The sequence below is a fragment of the Pseudoalteromonas sp. NZS11 genome (genome assembly GCF_015864765.1).
GTDB classification, from domain to species: Bacteria; Pseudomonadota; Gammaproteobacteria; order Enterobacterales; family Alteromonadaceae; genus Pseudoalteromonas; species Pseudoalteromonas arctica.
On the sequence record NZ_JADYWP010000004.1, the window covers coordinates 377,106 to 392,893 of the forward strand.

17 protein-coding genes are annotated in these 15,788 nt (G+C 39.1%); 12 read left to right on the plus strand and 5 right to left on the minus strand.

What is annotated here, in order from left to right:
* Window positions 1–7: 7 nt before the first annotated feature.
* Entirely contained in the window at window positions 8–2,731 is a 2,724-nt protein-coding gene (locus I6E82_RS11250; protein ID WP_010554661.1) for an insulinase family protein, read from the minus strand.
* A 192-nt stretch (window positions 2,732–2,923) separates the two neighbouring features.
* Here I6E82_RS11250 and sixA point away from each other — a divergent pair, with 192 nt between their 5' ends.
* Window positions 2,924–3,394 carry a phosphohistidine phosphatase SixA gene (gene sixA / locus I6E82_RS11255; RefSeq protein WP_024608902.1) on the plus strand — a complete coding sequence of 157 codons (471 nt, stop codon included), beginning with the start codon at window positions 2,924–2,926 and terminating at the stop codon, window positions 3,392–3,394.
* Window positions 3,395–3,418: 24 nt separating this feature from the next.
* Window positions 3,419–3,769 (plus strand): RidA family protein, encoded by a 351-nt coding sequence (locus tag I6E82_RS11260; RefSeq protein ID WP_197117936.1) that lies wholly within the window; start codon window positions 3,419–3,421, stop codon window positions 3,767–3,769.
* Between the two features lie 52 nt (window positions 3,770–3,821).
* Here the strand turns inward: I6E82_RS11260 and I6E82_RS11265 are convergent, their stop codons facing one another.
* Both I6E82_RS11265 and smrB read right to left on the minus strand, forming a co-directional pair.
* On the minus strand, window positions 3,822–4,763 hold the full coding sequence (locus I6E82_RS11265; RefSeq protein WP_197117938.1) for an AEC family transporter: 942 nt from the start codon (window positions 4,761–4,763) through the stop codon (window positions 3,822–3,824).
* Between the two features lie 27 nt (window positions 4,764–4,790).
* On the minus strand, window positions 4,791–5,348 hold the full coding sequence (smrB, locus tag I6E82_RS11270; protein ID WP_007377742.1) for an endonuclease SmrB: 558 nt from the start codon (window positions 5,346–5,348) through the stop codon (window positions 4,791–4,793).
* A gap of 152 nt (window positions 5,349–5,500) precedes the next feature.
* Here smrB and prmB point away from each other — a divergent pair, with 152 nt between their 5' ends.
* From prmB to I6E82_RS11315, 9 genes are all read left to right on the plus strand, one after another.
* Complete coding sequence (gene prmB, locus I6E82_RS11275) at window positions 5,501–6,436, plus strand: 50S ribosomal protein L3 N(5)-glutamine methyltransferase (RefSeq protein WP_007377743.1); 936 nt, start codon at window positions 5,501–5,503, stop codon at window positions 6,434–6,436.
* 65 nt (window positions 6,437–6,501) lie between these two features.
* Entirely contained in the window at window positions 6,502–7,599 is a 1,098-nt protein-coding gene (gene aroC, locus I6E82_RS11280) for a chorismate synthase (RefSeq protein ID WP_008138551.1), read from the plus strand.
* Between the two features lie 120 nt (window positions 7,600–7,719).
* The gene (locus I6E82_RS11285) at window positions 7,720–8,097 is read left to right on the plus strand and encodes a DUF4112 domain-containing protein (RefSeq protein WP_024591638.1); all 378 of its coding nucleotides are present in this window, start codon (window positions 7,720–7,722) and stop codon (window positions 8,095–8,097) included.
* Window positions 8,098–8,203: 106 nt separating this feature from the next.
* Window positions 8,204–8,851, plus strand: a complete 648-nt coding sequence (locus I6E82_RS11290; RefSeq protein ID WP_197117940.1) for a glutathione S-transferase family protein — start codon at window positions 8,204–8,206, stop codon at window positions 8,849–8,851.
* A gap of 61 nt (window positions 8,852–8,912) precedes the next feature.
* Window positions 8,913–9,374 carry a zinc-ribbon domain containing protein gene (locus I6E82_RS11295; protein ID WP_010554668.1) on the plus strand — a complete coding sequence of 154 codons (462 nt, stop codon included), beginning with the start codon at window positions 8,913–8,915 and terminating at the stop codon, window positions 9,372–9,374.
* Window positions 9,375–9,491: 117 nt separating this feature from the next.
* Window positions 9,492–10,046, plus strand: a complete 555-nt coding sequence (locus I6E82_RS11300) for an elongation factor P hydroxylase (protein WP_010554670.1) — start codon at window positions 9,492–9,494, stop codon at window positions 10,044–10,046.
* Window positions 10,036–11,199 (plus strand): ATP-NAD kinase family protein, encoded by a 1,164-nt coding sequence (locus I6E82_RS11305; protein ID WP_197117942.1) that lies wholly within the window; start codon window positions 10,036–10,038, stop codon window positions 11,197–11,199. Before I6E82_RS11300 ends, I6E82_RS11305 begins: the two co-directional genes overlap by 11 nt.
* Window positions 11,196–11,471 (plus strand): YfcL family protein, encoded by a 276-nt coding sequence (locus tag I6E82_RS11310; protein WP_002962183.1) that lies wholly within the window; start codon window positions 11,196–11,198, stop codon window positions 11,469–11,471. Before I6E82_RS11305 ends, I6E82_RS11310 begins: the two co-directional genes overlap by 4 nt.
* A gap of 144 nt (window positions 11,472–11,615) precedes the next feature.
* Window positions 11,616–13,172 carry an AbgT family transporter gene (locus I6E82_RS11315; protein WP_197117944.1) on the plus strand — a complete coding sequence of 519 codons (1,557 nt, stop codon included), beginning with the start codon at window positions 11,616–11,618 and terminating at the stop codon, window positions 13,170–13,172.
* Between the two features lie 92 nt (window positions 13,173–13,264).
* Here I6E82_RS11315 and I6E82_RS11320 read toward each other — a convergent pair whose 3' ends face one another.
* Both I6E82_RS11320 and I6E82_RS11325 read right to left on the minus strand, forming a co-directional pair.
* Window positions 13,265–13,852 (minus strand): hypothetical protein, encoded by a 588-nt coding sequence (locus I6E82_RS11320; protein WP_197117946.1) that lies wholly within the window; start codon window positions 13,850–13,852, stop codon window positions 13,265–13,267.
* Between the two features lie 26 nt (window positions 13,853–13,878).
* Window positions 13,879–14,295 (minus strand): hypothetical protein, encoded by a 417-nt coding sequence (locus I6E82_RS11325; RefSeq protein WP_197117948.1) that lies wholly within the window; start codon window positions 14,293–14,295, stop codon window positions 13,879–13,881.
* 175 nt (window positions 14,296–14,470) lie between these two features.
* Between I6E82_RS11325 and I6E82_RS11330 the strand changes: the two genes are divergently transcribed.
* On the plus strand, window positions 14,471–15,484 hold the full coding sequence (locus tag I6E82_RS11330) for an IS110 family transposase (protein WP_197117950.1): 1,014 nt from the start codon (window positions 14,471–14,473) through the stop codon (window positions 15,482–15,484).
* The last annotated feature ends 304 nt before the right edge of the window (window positions 15,485–15,788 follow it).

A 15,788-nucleotide genomic window follows, 5' to 3' on the forward strand; every position in this document is an offset into this window, starting at 1 on the left:
CCTAGTGTCAAAGAGATTGAGAGTAAACGGGCATATTTTGAGATTTATTGACTTTTGCCGAGCTTAAAAGCTCATATCTTGGTCTATTATCATCAAATAGGCTTAGTGCATAAACTTTTAGTTCTTTTAGGGTTAGCGCATTTAAGGCATCTAAAAGTCGTTGTTGCATATGAAATTCATGATCTCTATTACCTATAGCAAGCCATAACCGTTGTGAGCGTAGGCGCAGGTTTTTATCTTTTTCTGCAATATGAGTACTAAGGCCGTGTTTTTGCTGTTGCCAATCGTTTTCATCAAGTGCATCAATGTTATCAAGGTAGTTTTTAATAAAACGGTTATGTCGATGCAATAAAGTTTTTGCATCAAACTTAGGTGACTGCACATAAAATGCTATACCAGCACGCGTATTAAATGGTGCATAACCTGCGCCTACTAAGTAGCCAAGTTGCTGTGTAGTTCGTAATTCATTAAAGTAATCTTGATTAATTAAATGATTTAACGCCATCATTTTTACTTTTTCGGCCACGCAATCCGTTTGCGCTTGATAGTAAATAACCATTGCATGGTCGTTACAAGGAAGCTCTAGCTCGTAGCGAGTTACTTTTTTAATTTCAAAAAGAGGGCGTCTTAAATCTTCAATTATGGTTGCGTTTTTTAAGTGATTTGCGACCTTTTTTTGAAAGGCTATTGCATCACTTTGCTGCCAGTTACCATGTAAAAATGATTCAACATGTAGTGCTTTAAAAAAGTCTGTTCTGAACTCATTAAATTGCTGAAAACAGGTGTTTTTTAATGCCGATGCAAGCTCCCCAGGTTGTGGGTTCCAAGGCATTATTTTTGCGCCTAAAATGCTAAATAACTCACTGACTGGTTTGTTTTGGTTGCTATTGCGCCAATGCCTTACAAGCTGTTTTTTATATTCAGCAAAGCGTTTTGCACAGATCTCTACATTAAATAAAGCATCTATTAATTGATCAACAAGCTCTAACTGGCTAGATGAAAGCCCCGCGGTATGTAGAGTTAATCCACCTTGATGCGAGGTTAAGTGGTAGCTAAGTCCCGCAAGTTCTGCTGGATAAAATTGCTCGCCCACACTATCCATAAATAAATCTGTAAATAAGCGGGTGAGTGCCATATGTTTTACATCTTTTACGGCAAAATCAGAATCCATGGCCAAATAAAAATGGCCTTTAGCAACACGAAATGTGTTGTCTTGTTTAAACCAAAAGTCAAAACCGGGTTCTTTTACTAATAACTCGGGTTTTGTTTGTGGTTTTACGACATCAAATAACACCACTTCTTTTGTTAAATAAGGATTAGCTGTAGGTAGCAGCATTTCGCTCAACGGCTTATTTATCTCGCTAAGGGCATCAAGCCAACTAGGTGAAATATGTTCTACTTTATATGGTGTGTTGTACCATGCCGTTTTATGTTCAGGCTCTACATCTGGATGTATAAGTACGATGCGCATATTATGTGGCGTTAACCACTGCATGGCCATTTCGTGGGTCGCTTTTTTAAAGCCTTCCATTAAATAGTCGCCTTGCACGTAGTTTGCTTCATCGTAATGCTGCATATTAATGCTTAAATTACTGACCCAATCAATCAGGCGTGACTTTTCTTGGTTATCGAATGCTATTTGTAATAGATTTTTTTTATCTTGGTATAAGCGTGGCAATTTTTCGGTGTTATCGTTAATTAAGCAAATGTATTCAAACACCATTTCAATAATGTCTTCGAAGTATTCAATACCTTCATCGGTAAGCGCTAAGCTAATATTAAAATCTTTAAAGTTGCTGCCATTAATACCACCGCCAGCAGAAAGTGCATTGATCCAGCCTTGCTCTTTTAAAATAGAATAAAGAGAACCCGCGCCTTCATAGCCAAGTAAGTGGGCAATAAAACTTACTGTTTTATGGCGATAAAAGTCGTCAATATTAGGCATAGCAAAACTTATAATAAGTTTTTGCATATGCTTATGTGGCTCAATATGGAGTATTTTTCCTATGTCTTGTTTGCGATAAAGTGGCTCACTGATCTCTGGCTTTTTAAGGTTTTTGTTGCCGTTAATTGCGCCAAAGTAAGTTTGAGTCCAGCTTTGTAGTGTGTCTAGTGTTTCGTTTGCGCAAATAACTAAAGTCATCCACTGAGCTTGGTACTGGCTATTAAAAAAGTCACGAAGCTCATCACTAATACAGCGCTCTCTGTCAGCTAAGGTTTGTAGGTTTCCTACAGAAAATTTAGCAAATGGATGAGCTGGATTTACCGTTTCTTTATGGGCTTGATAAATACGGCGACCGTCGTCTTTTATTTTTAGTTTAAACTCGGCTTCAATTGCGTTGCGTTCTTTTTCTGTTTCGGCTGAATTTAAAAGTGGCGCAATAAAAAAACGGCTAAATTGGGTAAGCGCTTGTTCAAATTCTTGATTGTTAATATCAAAAAAGTAACAGGTATGCTCAGTGCCGGTCCACGCATTGGTGTTGCCGCCAGCTTGCGAAACAAAATTATTAAAACTGCCTGAATCTGGGTATTGGTCAGTGCCTAAAAAAAGCATGTGCTCTAAAAAGTGTGCTAGGCCTTGCCTATCAAGAGGGTCGTCAAAATGTCCGGCGTTAACTGCCATTGATGCTGCCGCTTTTGTAGAATCTTTATCTTGCACTAATAGTACTTTTAGACCATTGTCCAGTGTAAAGGCGCGGTATGCTCTGTTATCATTGCGGCTGATATTCAAATGATGCTCCTGAAACTAAACGTTTACTTGTTAACAACAGATGATGGCTTCAGGAAAGCGAAGTACAGCTTAAAGATTTACCTGAATCTCATGAAAGAACTATTTTAGAAATAAATAGATTTATATTGTTAATATAGCTGACAAACGGGCAAACTGGCTACTGTTTTATATTCTTTAATCGGTTGATTTTTTATGAAAACAATCCTAATAATGCGCCACGGCGAAGCAACACCCATGCAGGCTGATGATGCAGGTAGAAATTTAACCCAAGCAGGGCACGATGAAGCTGAAAAAATGGGCCTTTGGCTCAGTAAAGCACATTACCCTGATGCACTGTTAGTTAGTCCTTACATTCGAGCACAGCAAACAGCTGCAGGTGTGGCTAAAAATAACGTATTTAAATTTAGCGAAACCACGTCTGATATAATTCCCGAAGGCAAACCTCAAATTGCTGCTGACTACATCGAAACACTTATTGCTACTCACCCCCAATGCAATACATGGCTTGTTGTATCACATATGCCTATTGTAAGTTATTTAGTGGACCAGTTAAGCCCTGGCAATATGCCCATTTTTAATACGGGTGCTGTTGCTGTTATTAGTTACGATGAGCAAACCCAGCGTAGTAGTTATTTAAGTATAAATGCCCCAGAAAACGTTTAAATATAAATAATTGAGTAAAGTAAAATGACAATAGAACGTTTACAAACAGGTGCGCGCATGAGCCGCATTGTAAAACATAACGGCACTGTGTATTTATGTGGGCAGGTATGCGCCGACGCACAAAAAGATATCAAAGAACAAACTCAAACTATGCTTGATAAAGTAGAGGCATTGCTTGATGAAGCGGGAAGTTCAAAAGAACATATGCTTAGCGCGACTATTTATGTAAAGAGCATGGAATACTTTGCTGATATGAATGCAGTATGGGATGCGTGGGTAACCGAGGGTTATGCACCAGCACGTGCCTGTGTGGAAGCTAAAATGGCACGTGATGCACTACTCGTAGAAATATCTGTTGTTGCAGCCTTAAAGTAGTTTGATTAAACAATTATATAGCTCATGGCAGTTTTGTTAGTTATATAGTTGTTTAAAGTAAAATAGCCAACCAAAAGCTAAAACTCAACATACACAATATAGTAGAAAGTACTACCGTCCCGGCAAGCGTTGCTTGATGCTGTTTTAACTGACACGCAATTAAGTAAGCATTTACCCCTACAGGTGATGCACTCAATAGAACTAGCACATTTCTTATTTGCTCATCTAACTCAAACACATAAGTTGCTGCAACAAATACCCCAGCCGGTAATATAATAATTTTTAATAATGAAGATATAAGCGCGGGCTGCCAGTTTGAGGCTATTTTATAAAATACTAAGTTTGCGCCTAGTACAAATAAAGCACACGGAATAGCGGGTTTGGCGAGTAAATCTATACTGCTTACTAAATTGTCATATAAGCTAAGCCCAGATACATTAATGATCAACCCGCAACCAATACTCAGTACGATAGGGTTTAGCACCATGCTCTTGCTAAAGTTATACCATGAGAAGTTTTCAGCATTTCCTTTTGCCCCAATTAAAAAGGTCAGGGCAAATAGCAATGTGCTATGAAAGGTGATGATCATAAATGCAATAGCAATCATCTCTTTACCCAGTGACGCTATAACAATTGGGATACCTACCAACACCATATTTGAATAACTACCTGCCAAACCAAATACGCTGTGTTGTTGATAATTTATTGCTTTATTATTGAGACATGGCTTATTTAAGTAAAAGCGGTCAATTAAAATGCCTAATCCAAACACACACAAAACCGGTATGTAAAAGCTCATAAATGCAAAAAGGCTGATGCTTTGCTGCAGGTTTATTTGCGACATATTTAGTACTAAAAAGGCTGGTAAACTCACATAAAAAGTAAATTTACTTAGACCCGCAATGTGTTGTTCGTTAAAAAATTTTAACTTACAACAGCCATAACCCAGTGCCACAATAAAAATGAGCGGAAAAATAATTGAAAAAATATGCACGAAGTTACATCCTAGTAATAGCTAAAGTTAGCGTCTAAATTCATCACTTTGCGGTAAATTAATTAGTATGAGTACAGCGCCTCTACCACCATATTCGAGAGGGGCTTGGTGCATCGCTATTACGTCAGGGTGCTGTACTAAGTACTGGGGCACTTTGTGCTTTAGTACGCCGCCGCCAATACCGTGCACTACACACGCACAATAGTAATGCTGCTTTTTACATTCGTGAATGAGTCCAGCGAGTTCGTCTTTAGCAAGTTCTTTATTTAAGCCATGTAAATCTAGCGTCAAATCGGGTGCAAAGTCACCACGGCGAAGCTGTTTAGCTAGGAAAGTATCTTGGCCTGGTTTTACATATTTAACCGTGCCGTGGGTGTCTATATCGGGAATATAAACGTCTGAGAAGAAAAATTCAGATTGAGCCTGCTTTTTTTGCTGGGCAAATTGCTTAGCTTGTGACACCTTAGGCTTTGTATCAAAACGATGAGTATCTTGTTTAAATACTTTGGCGCCTGTGATCGTTTGACGAAATAAGCTTATGTCGTCATTGCTTAGGGACGAATGTGATGGAGTGTCTTTTTTCATAACTATTACCTAAACAAAAAAACGTAAAAACGCAGCGCAAAAGGCGGTACAATACTTAAATGAGGGGCAATTGTAATTTGCCCAGCGCAGATAGGCAATGCAATCGTCTTAAAGACTCAAAACAGTCAGTAAGCTAATACAGGTAAAAATATATGAGCGATTTACAAATAGAAGAAGCAACACTCGAAGAAGCCGTTGCAGAACTGTCAACTTTACATGACTGGTTACGTTGGACTACAAGCCAATTTGCAAGTAGTAGTATATTTTTTGGACACGGTACAGATAACGCATGGGATGAAGCTGTAAGCTTATTACTGCCTGCGCTTAGCTTGCCTGTTGATGCGCCAAAAGAATTAATGCACGCGCGTTTAACAAGCACAGAAAAAAACCGACTTGCGGGTCTTATTGCAGAACGTATTAACGACTGCACACCAGTACCTTACTTAACAAACATTGCATGGTTTGCGGGTATGCCATTTTATGTGGATGAACGTGTACTTATACCTCGCTCACCGTTTGCTGAGCTTATCAGCAACCGCTTTACACCCTGGCTTGAAGAGCCACAATCGGTAAACCGTATATTAGATTTATGTACGGGTTCGGGTTGTATCGCAATTGCACTTGCGCAAGCTTTTGAGCAGGCACAAGTTGATGCGGTAGATATATCGTATGAAGCGCTTGAAGTGACAGACATTAACATTAACGATTACATGTTGAGTGATCGCGTGTTACCGATTCAGTCTGATGTATTTAGCGGTGTACCAGGTCAAAAATACGACCTAATAGTAGCAAACCCACCGTATGTTGATGCAGAAGATATGGCTGACTTACCACGCGAATTTCATCATGAGCCAGAGCTTGGGCTTGCATCAGGCCACGATGGTTTAGATGTAACCCGTACTATATTGAGCGAAGCGAGTGAACATCTAACTGATAACGGTTTGTTATTTGTAGAAGTTGGTAACTCTATGGTACATATGGATGCACTGTATCCGGGCGCGCCGTTTGAGTGGATTGAATTTGAACAAGGCGGCTTAGGTGTATTTGTAATTAGCAAAAAGCAGCTAGACGAGTATTTTGCAAAATAAGTAAAAAAATGAATAGCCAAGCCCTGTGCTTGGCTATTGGTAGTCATTAGGAATGAGGAAAGTTAATGGCAGGTAATAGCATTGGGCAGTTATTTAAAGTGTCCACCTTTGGTGAGAGCCACGGCGTTGCATTAGGCGGCGTTGTTGATGGTACTCCCGCAGGTCTTGAAATCACAGAGGCCGACTTACAAATTGATTTAGATCGCCGAAAACCAGGCCAAAGCCGTTATACAACGCAGCGCCGTGAAAGCGATCAAATAAAAATATTAGCAGGCGTTTTTGAAGGTAAAACCACAGGTACCAGCATTGGTTTATTGATTGAAAACACCGATCAACGCTCGCAAGATTACGGCAAAATTAAAGATGTATTTCGCCCAGGTCATGGCGATTACACGTATTGGCATAAGTACGGCTTGCGCGATTATCGCGGTGGCGGTCGTTCATCTGCACGCGAAACCGCGATACGCGTAGCGGCAGGTGCTATTGCTAAAAAATACTTAAAGCAATTTCATGGTATTGAAGTTAAAGCATGTTTAAGTCAGCTTGGCCCTATTAAGGCGGAAACGTTTGACTGGGATGAAGTGGAAAATAACTTATTCTTCTTCCCTGATGCAAGTAAGCTTGAAGCGCTTGACGAATATATGCGTGACCTTAAAAAGCAAGGTGACTCAGTTGGCGCTAAAGTAAAAGTAGTGGCAAGCAATGTACCTGTTGGTCTTGGAGAGCCAGTATTTGACCGTCTTGACGCCGAACTTGCACATTCATTAATGAGTATTAACGCTGTTAAAGGCGTTGAAATTGGTGATGGCTTTGATGTAGTTGAGCAAAAAGGCTCTGAGCATCGCGACGAGCTAACCCCTGAAGGTTTTACATCAAACCATGCAGGTGGCGTACTTGCGGGTATTTCGACAGGGCAAGATATTATTGCTTCTATTGCGCTAAAACCAACGTCGAGCATTACTATTCCGGGTAACAGCATTAATACAAGCAACGAAGCGGTAGAGATGATCACCAAAGGTCGTCACGATCCGTGTGTGGGTATTCGTGCAATCCCGATTGCGGAGGCAATGATGGCTATTACCTTAATGGACCACTTACTGCGTCAACGCGGACAAAATCCGCATGTAAATCACGAACACGGGCCAATTAATGGCTCTGTGTAAGTATTTATAATTATAAAAAAACGCGGATTACCGCGTTTTTTTATGTCTGTAATTTAGTTTAAAGCCTTTCAGGAGTTGTTCAAGTAGGCCCTATATACTGCAAGAAGGAGGGTAGTAATCATGAACGATAATATTAATGAACACTCACAAATAAAAGCCCAAGCTGCAATAGCCCGCTTAGAGCGATTCAGTAAGTTAACTGATAGCAGCATTGGCATTCCTTTTACTAAATTTAATATAGGGTTGGAGGCTGTGATTGGTTTAATTCCCGTTATAGGTGATGCCGCAGGGCTAATTTTATCAAGTTATGTGCTGATAGAAGCCCAGCGTTTAGGTGTGAGTAAACGTATAAAAACTAAGATGATTATCAATATGCTCATAGACTTTGTGGGCGGTTTAGTGCCATTTTTTGGTGATATTTTTGATGCCTTTTTTAAAGCTAACACGCGTAATACACAACTATTAAAAAAGCATTTAAACAAGCAGTTGAGTGAGTAATTAATAGCTTTAAGTAACCGTTAGCAAAGAGACTTTAAACAAAATGTTGTTGGTTGTTAAATCACCTAGTAAGGTAGGAACGTCTATTCACTTTGGTATCTACAATATGCAATTATTTATCGGTAATAAAAACTACTCTAGCTGGTCATTACGCGCATGGTATTTAATGAGTAAATTTGATGTTGAGTTTAGTGAAACCCAGCTGGTACTCGACACCCCCGACTTTTACAATGAACTAAAAAAGACCTTTGCTTTGCAAAAAGTCCCAGCGTTAATTGATGGCGATTTACAGGTATGGGATTCGCTAGCAATTTGTGAATATATTAACGATGCTTACTTATCAGGCGCTGCATGGCCAAAATATATTACCCAAAGAGCTAAAGCGCGTGCACTAAGCGCTGAAATGCATTCAGGCTTTATGGCACTGCGCAGCGAAATGCCAATGAATATAAGAGCAACCCGTAAAGTAGACCTATCGAGCGAAGCACTAAAAGACATAGCCCGTATAGACGAGATATTTGCACAGCAACAAGATGTGTTTCCAAATGAGTGGTTTTTTGGTGACTTTAGTATTGCTGATGCCATGTATGCGCCTGTTGTACTGCGCTTAAAAACCTATCAAATTACGTTATCGCCAGAGGCGCAGCAATATTGTGACTTTGTTATGCGTTGCCCAGTATTGCAAGTATGGATCACTCAGGCATTAACCGAAACCGACATAGTAGAGTGTGATGAAGCAGGAACGCCTGTATAATTATTGTTTTTTATATGGCATGTTTTATGCCTTAAAATCATAAGTTTAAACTAGGCAGCTCATGTATCTAAATCACCCAAGGTATGGCAATACACCAATAACTACCAATACCCCAGTGACAATAGAGGCGATAGAGAATGCGCACTGGCGTTACTCGAGCCTTAAATACTTCCCTAATACGGTAATATTGGCTGATATAAAAAAGCAAAACTATGCCATTTATCCTCGGGCACTTTATGTTGATATTGAAGAGAAGTGCGGGACTTGCTCTAAGGCATTTATTTTTTTTGCTCAAGAGCAGCAATATTGGTTTGAAACATTAAGATTTTGGGTCGATTCACACTGTACTCATTGCTTTGAATGCCGTAGACATGCCAGATATATACTAACTCTACGTAAACGGTACGATATGTTAACTAGCTTAGCCAATAAAACCTCAGGTGAAAAAACACAGCGTAAAGAACTTGGTAATACTCTTTACTGTTTAGGTATTATTAAAAATATCAATAAAGTGAAAGATTAGTCCGCTTATATTTTACTATCACGCCTTATTTTTACTTTAGTTGTAAAAGCCCGTACAATTCGTCTCGTTTTTACTGCGCAAAATAGCGCTGCAACCGAGAAAAATTAGCCTAATTTTATGCATCAAATAGCTGATCTAATTTCAATTTTTGAACGCACTTTTTATCAAAGTCATAATACATGTCTGATAAAAGGCGATTTTGAACCTGTGTATTTACCAGCAACAGAGCACGTGCCATATCACCAAGTTGTATTTGCGCATGGTTTTTATGCTAGTGCATTACATGAGGTTGCACACTGGTTGGTTGCAGGCGATGAACGTCGTTTATTAGAAGATTACGGCTATTGGTATTGTCCTGATGGGCGCGACAAACAAAAACAAGCTGAGTTTGAAAACGTAGAAGTAAAGCCTCAGGCTATAGAGTGGTTATTAAGCACCGCAGCAGGGTTTAATTTTAATGTGTCGGTGGATAACTTAAACGGCGAGCAAACATGTCGGTTTGATTTTCAGCAGCGAGTACATGCACGCGTATTATCGTTAATCGAAAATGGCTTTAACTCTCGTACAGAGTCACTTTTAAAAGCACTCTCTGATTTTTATAATACACAGTGGCCATTAACAGCGCAGCAATTTAATTGGCAACATCCGAAGGAGCTTTGTAATGGCGTTTAAATTAGGTTTAATTGTAAACCCAGTAGCGGGTTTAGGCGGCACAGTTGCTTTAAAAGGTAGTGATGGCGCGCACACAGCCGCTAAAGCAATCGAATTAGGTGCAGAACCCAAAGCAAATAGCCGCACAAAAGCAGCGCTTGAAGTGCTATTGCCTTATAAAGAACGCTTAATCATTTACACCGTTAACGGTGACATGGGTGAGCAAACAGCAAAAGCCTTGGGCTTTAATGTAGAGGTTGTATACAACTCTGCAGTAATAACAACCCCAGATGACACAGAACAAGCAGCAAAAGTACTTAAAGACTCAGGTGTTGATTTAGTTTTATTTGCTGGAGGCGATGGTACAGCGCGTAATATTTGCCATGCAATAGAGGATACCGTTCCGGTACTTGGTATTCCTGCAGGCTGTAAAATTCATTCTGGTGTATACGCTATTACACCAAAAGCTGCAGGGCGCGTAGTCGAAATGCTGGTTAAGGGGGAGTTAGTTACCTTAGCTGATGCAGATGTAATGGATATAGATGAAGATGCCTTTAGACAAGGCACAGTAAAAGCAAAGCGCTACGGCGAAATGCAAACACCTAGCGAAGTACGCTATATGCAAGCGGTTAAAAATGGCGGCAAAGAAACCGACGAACTCGTACTTGCCGACATTGCTGCGCATGTTGTATCGCAAATGGATGAAGACACATTTTATATAATGGGTAGCGGCTCAACGGTTGAGGCCATAATGGAAGAAATGGGACTTGAGAATACGTTGCTTGGCGTTGATTTAATAAAAGATCAAACCTTAGTTGCTCAAGATTTAACGGCTAAGCAATTACTTGAGCTTACTCATGATCAAAGTACTAAGTTAGTCATTACGCTCATTGGCGGGCAAGGGCATATATTTGGCCGTGGTAATCAGCAATTGAGCCCTGCGCTTATACGTGCAATTGGCAAAGAAAACATTATTGTAGTAGCAACAAAAACAAAACTACAAGCGCTTAATAGCCGCCCCCTTATTTGTGACACCGGCGATGGCGAATTAGATGATGAATTAACGGGTTATATTAAAGTAACCACCGGATTTAATGACCATATTATGTATGCAGTAGGGCACCAAAACCTTGAAAATACAGGTGCTTTGCAAAACCAGGAGATTAATAAATGAGTTTAGTGAACTATATCGATGCAGCCCAGCAGTACTTCGATGATTTAGTAATAAAAGCAACTGACGATGAGTTATTTGCAGGCGGCTATTTACGAGGTCATTTTGATCTTGCAGTTGGTTATGCCGAAGTAGAAAAGCTGACAATCAGTATAGATGAACTAAACGAAACTGTAGAGCAAAGCTTAGTTAAAGCATATCGCAACGGCGAGCTTAACGAAGAAGACAAGACATTAGTTGCACGCTTGTGGGAAGAAGTTAAAGCCCTCGCTTAAAAGTAAGTGATACAAAAAACACGATTTGTTTATCACTATCGTGTTTTTTTGTGTCCAAAACTTTTAAAGCAGATTTTTATGTTAATTTACTGTTTTGTTTTTATGCGATATTGTTACTAAAAATAAATTTTAGGAACAATAAAAATGAATAATAATCAAGACGCTTTACCTTCAGGGGTTGTTGCGCGTTTTTTAAATTTTGTTGAGCGGGTTGGCAATAAGCTTCCAGATCCAGCCGTAATATTTCTGTTTGCAATGTTATTAATTTGGTTTTTGTCGTGGTGGTTTTCAGGTGTAAGCTTTGATGCAATAGACCCACGTACCGGTGAAGCGATTATTATTAATAATATGCTGGCAAGTGATTCGCTCGCTACTTTTTTATCCTCTATGGTAAAAACCTTTACTGGCTTTGCTCCCTTAGGTGTCGTTTTAGTAGCTATGTTAGGTGTCGGTGTTGCAGAGCATTCGGGCTTTATTAATACCGGTCTTAAGTTAATGCTTAAAGTTACTCCTAAAAAGCTATTAACGCCTTCAATCATTTTAGTGGCTATTGTGAGCCATACCGCTACTGACGCAGGTTATGTATTAGTTATTCCACTTGCCGGTGTTATATTTTATGCTGCAGGACGCCATCCGCTTGCGGGTATTGCAGCTGCATTTGCAGGAGTCAGTGGTGGTTTTGGGGCTAACTTTATTCCATCAGGGATTGATCCATTACTACAAAGCTTTACCCAAAGTGCGGCGCAAATAATTAATCCTGCAATAACAATTAACCCGTTAAATAACTGGGCATTTGCTTCAGCATCTAGCTTATTTATTGTGGCATTAGGCTGGTACATTACCGATAAAATTATTGAACCACGTTTACAAAAAACAGCAGTTGATGGTGCTAAAGAGGATTTACCTGTATTTGAAGATGCACGTAGTGATGAAAAACGTGCCTTTTATATAGCCAGTACCGTGATGATTGCAGGACTTGCGTTATTAGCATTTGTCTCTGCTCCAGACGATTCTGCAATGCGCAGTAGTGACGGATCCCTTACTAATTTTAGCTCTCCTTTAATGCAATCAATTGTACCACTAATATTTTTACTTTTTTGGCTACCTGGCACAGTATATGGTTTTACGGTAGGTACCTTTAAAACTTCAAAAGATATGATTGATGCAATGAGTAAAGCGATGAGCGGCATGGCATATTATATCGTTATGGCGTTTTTTTGTTCGCTATTTATTGCTGCATTTAGTAAATCAAATTTAGGTGCATTACTCGCAATCGAAGGTGCGCAGTTATTAAAGGCAATGGAATTGCCAAGTGCAGTAACGGTTGTGGGCATTATCTTTTTAACTGGCTTTGTTAACTTGTTTGTAGGTTCAAGTTCAGCAAAATGGGCGTTACTTGGCCCTATTTTTGTACCGATGTTAATGCAACTTGGCATTTCGCCAGACTTAACTCAAGCCGCTTATCGTGTAGGTGACTCAAGTTCTAATATTATTACACCGTTAATGCCTTATTTCCCATTAGTGGTGGTGTACTGTCAAAAGTATGTGAAAGGCACAGGTATAGGTACTTTAATTGCTATTATGCTACCGTACTCAATCGCCTTTATGATTGGCTGGAGTATCTTTTTATTAGGTTACTGGGCACTTGGTATTCCACTAGGGCTTGATGCCAGCTATGTTTACCCGGCGCTAGCGCCTTAATAAAGTATAAATATTAAGAGCTTATATTAGCCCTGCCACGAAAATGACAGGGCTTTTTTATAAGCTTTAACTTTGTAAGCCAATGAAGGCTATCATTCTAGCCCTCTGACAATATAACCAAAATAGCTAGCTTCACCGATTACATAAACATAGTGCCCTTTACTATTGATAATGGATGATTTCTCTTCATACCACCGAAGCTCGTGTATTTGCTTTGTTTTAGGATCTAAAAAAGATAAACGTGTACAACTATTTTCATAATCACTGCCGCACTCTTCAACGTCTGTCAGGATATATTCTTTATACCAATAATCACTTTCAGTGAAATAAGCAAACAGCTTTATTGGAAGGGCTAAATAGATATAAAATATTGCGTATATTAAAAATGGAGCTGCCAAATAGCCTAAATTAAATGAAGCTAGGTTCTTTATTCCTGAAATATTATGCTTAAATGATTCTCTATATTTACTGCATTGCTTATATTTTTTGAATACAAGCATATTCAAATAGATAAATAGTGCACCTGAAATAATAGGGATAATCCAAAAAATAGTAATGTCATATTTTTTATTTGCAATAAATGGAGGGTCTGTAAAGTCTATTACAATTGGAATAGCCATGAATAAAATAAGAGGGCTTAGTAGCGCTATGATTGGTAGGTATTCATATAATTTTTTCATATCAGTGATCCTTACTGTCAAAAATATTATCTTTTTACAAAGCTTGGCGCATTATTTAGTAAATGTTGATGACTAGCTTGGTAGTCTGCATAAAAAATGACTGCTTCATCCTCAGCTAGTGAGTTAACAACAGTTGAGTACCAATCTATGTATTGAAGTTGCTCTTTTGTAGGAGAATATTTTTCAAGTTTGAAGTAGTTAATAAAGTCATTGCATAAATCTTCAGTTGTATTCTTCTCAGACCATGTCAGTTTGCTGCTAGAGTTGATGCTACCATAAGTAATTAGATCGTTAGTTGGCCACTTCCCATCTTTAGTGTGACCAATTATATAGCGCCAATCACAACCGCTGGGCGATAATCCAGCATATAGGTATATGTGAAAAAAACCTTTATTATGAAGTAGGGCTACCATTCGGGTTATTTGGCTTGTTAAAAGTTTCATTTATTTACATCTCTCCCTGAAAGTAATACAGCTGCTTATTCCTATTACGGCAGCCATTTTAATAGCGAGCTTCTGAATTTTTCCTCTAACTAACCTGATGTAATGGTCTCCTCCCTATACGGCATCTATGTGCCATGATTAAAGTGGTTACAATAATCAAAGGGAGAAGACCAAAATGAAGATTACAACAATTGGTTTAGATATAGCAAAAAGATTTTTCCATGTGGTGTGCTGCAATGAACAAGGGCGCTTAGTTAAAAAGAAAATGTTAAAGCGTGCGCAAGTGTTATCTTTTTTCCAACAACACACTACGTGTTTAGTTGCTTTAGAGGCCTGTGCAACTTCTCATTTTTGGGCTCGAGAAATCAGAAAATGTGGTCATGAGATAAAGCTTATTCCACTTCAGCATGTAAAAGCCTTCTTAGTTGGCAATAAAAATGATTATAACGATGCTTTAGCAATTAGCATTGCTTCAAAGCAACATCATATTAAGAGTGTCTGTATAAAATCAGTTGAGCAACAAGATAACCAAGCACAGCACAAAGCGAGAGAATTAGCGGTCAGACAAAGAACGGCACTATGCAATCAAATCCGAGGCTTAACTGCTGAATACGGAATTATTTTAAATCAGGGTGTAAACACAATACGCAAAAGTATCCCCCTAATTTTAGAAGATGAAAATACCGGATTATCAGGCGCATTTAAAGCGGTACTAAAGCAGTTAGAAACACAATTGAGTAACTTAGACAGCTGCATTGAAACTTACAGTACATTAATAGTTGAAACAGCAAAAAATAATGATATTTGCCAACGGATCCAAACAATACCTGGATTTGGTCCTATGGTATCAAGCGCCTATTTCAATGAAGTTGGAAATGGCAGTAACTATAAAAGAGGCCGCGATGTTTCAGCGTCTTTAGGTATCGTTCCGCGTCAACACAGTAGTGGCGGAAAAGATACTTTACTTGGGATAAGTAAGCGAGGAAATAGCTACTTAAGGTGCCTGTTGATCCAAGGAGCAAAAGCTGTTGTCTCAAGAGCAAAAACGAAGAATGATAAATTAAGTCAATGGATAAACCGACTGGTTCAAACTCGAGGGCATAATCGAGCATGTGTAGCTTATGCCAACAAGATGGCGAGAATGGCTTGGGCTATTAGCGCTTCAGGTGAGAGTTACTCACCCGTATAAATACTCTTCAAAGAATTGCGTAAGTGGCTAAAACGATGACATAACAGGTCAAACCTGCATATTGAAAACCTATAGAGTTCAGTGGTAGTAAATACCGATAACCTGATCAGGACAATATGCGCGGATTACATCAAGGTCAGAAGTAATAATCTTCACTAAAAGACCGTATATATGACAGCAAACCTGTCCCTGCTATCGTTGAATGACACCTTGCAATACTGGAGGAGACCATATATGAACTCTGGTTAAGAGATTTATTATTCAGAGTTCAGGTTAACTAGTTTTCTCATGTTACAGACACAAA

Bases quoted from the DNA above. Each gene is read 5' to 3' on its own strand.
- sixA (WP_024608902.1), top strand. From the start codon at position 2,924: ATGAAAACAATCCTAATAATGCGCCACGGCGAAGCAACACCCATGCAG.
- I6E82_RS11260 (WP_197117936.1), top strand. From the start codon at position 3,419: ATGACAATAGAACGTTTACAAACAGGTGCGCGCATGAGCCGCATTGTA.
- smrB (WP_007377742.1), bottom strand. From the start codon at position 5,348: ATGAAAAAAGACACTCCATCACATTCGTCCCTAAGCAATGACGACATA.
- prmB (WP_007377743.1), top strand. From the start codon at position 5,501: ATGAGCGATTTACAAATAGAAGAAGCAACACTCGAAGAAGCCGTTGCA.
- aroC (WP_008138551.1), top strand. From the start codon at position 6,502: ATGGCAGGTAATAGCATTGGGCAGTTATTTAAAGTGTCCACCTTTGGT.
- I6E82_RS11285 (WP_024591638.1), top strand. From the start codon at position 7,720: ATGAACGATAATATTAATGAACACTCACAAATAAAAGCCCAAGCTGCA.
- I6E82_RS11290 (WP_197117940.1), top strand. From the start codon at position 8,204: ATGCAATTATTTATCGGTAATAAAAACTACTCTAGCTGGTCATTACGC.
- I6E82_RS11295 (WP_010554668.1), top strand. From the start codon at position 8,913: ATGTATCTAAATCACCCAAGGTATGGCAATACACCAATAACTACCAAT.
- I6E82_RS11300 (WP_010554670.1), top strand. From the start codon at position 9,492: ATGCATCAAATAGCTGATCTAATTTCAATTTTTGAACGCACTTTTTAT.
- I6E82_RS11305 (WP_197117942.1), top strand. From the start codon at position 10,036: ATGGCGTTTAAATTAGGTTTAATTGTAAACCCAGTAGCGGGTTTAGGC.
- I6E82_RS11310 (WP_002962183.1), top strand. From the start codon at position 11,196: ATGAGTTTAGTGAACTATATCGATGCAGCCCAGCAGTACTTCGATGAT.
- I6E82_RS11315 (WP_197117944.1), top strand. From the start codon at position 11,616: ATGAATAATAATCAAGACGCTTTACCTTCAGGGGTTGTTGCGCGTTTT.
- I6E82_RS11320 (WP_197117946.1), bottom strand. From the start codon at position 13,852: ATGAAAAAATTATATGAATACCTACCAATCATAGCGCTACTAAGCCCT.
- I6E82_RS11325 (WP_197117948.1), bottom strand. From the start codon at position 14,295: ATGAAACTTTTAACAAGCCAAATAACCCGAATGGTAGCCCTACTTCAT.
- I6E82_RS11330 (WP_197117950.1), top strand. From the start codon at position 14,471: ATGAAGATTACAACAATTGGTTTAGATATAGCAAAAAGATTTTTCCAT.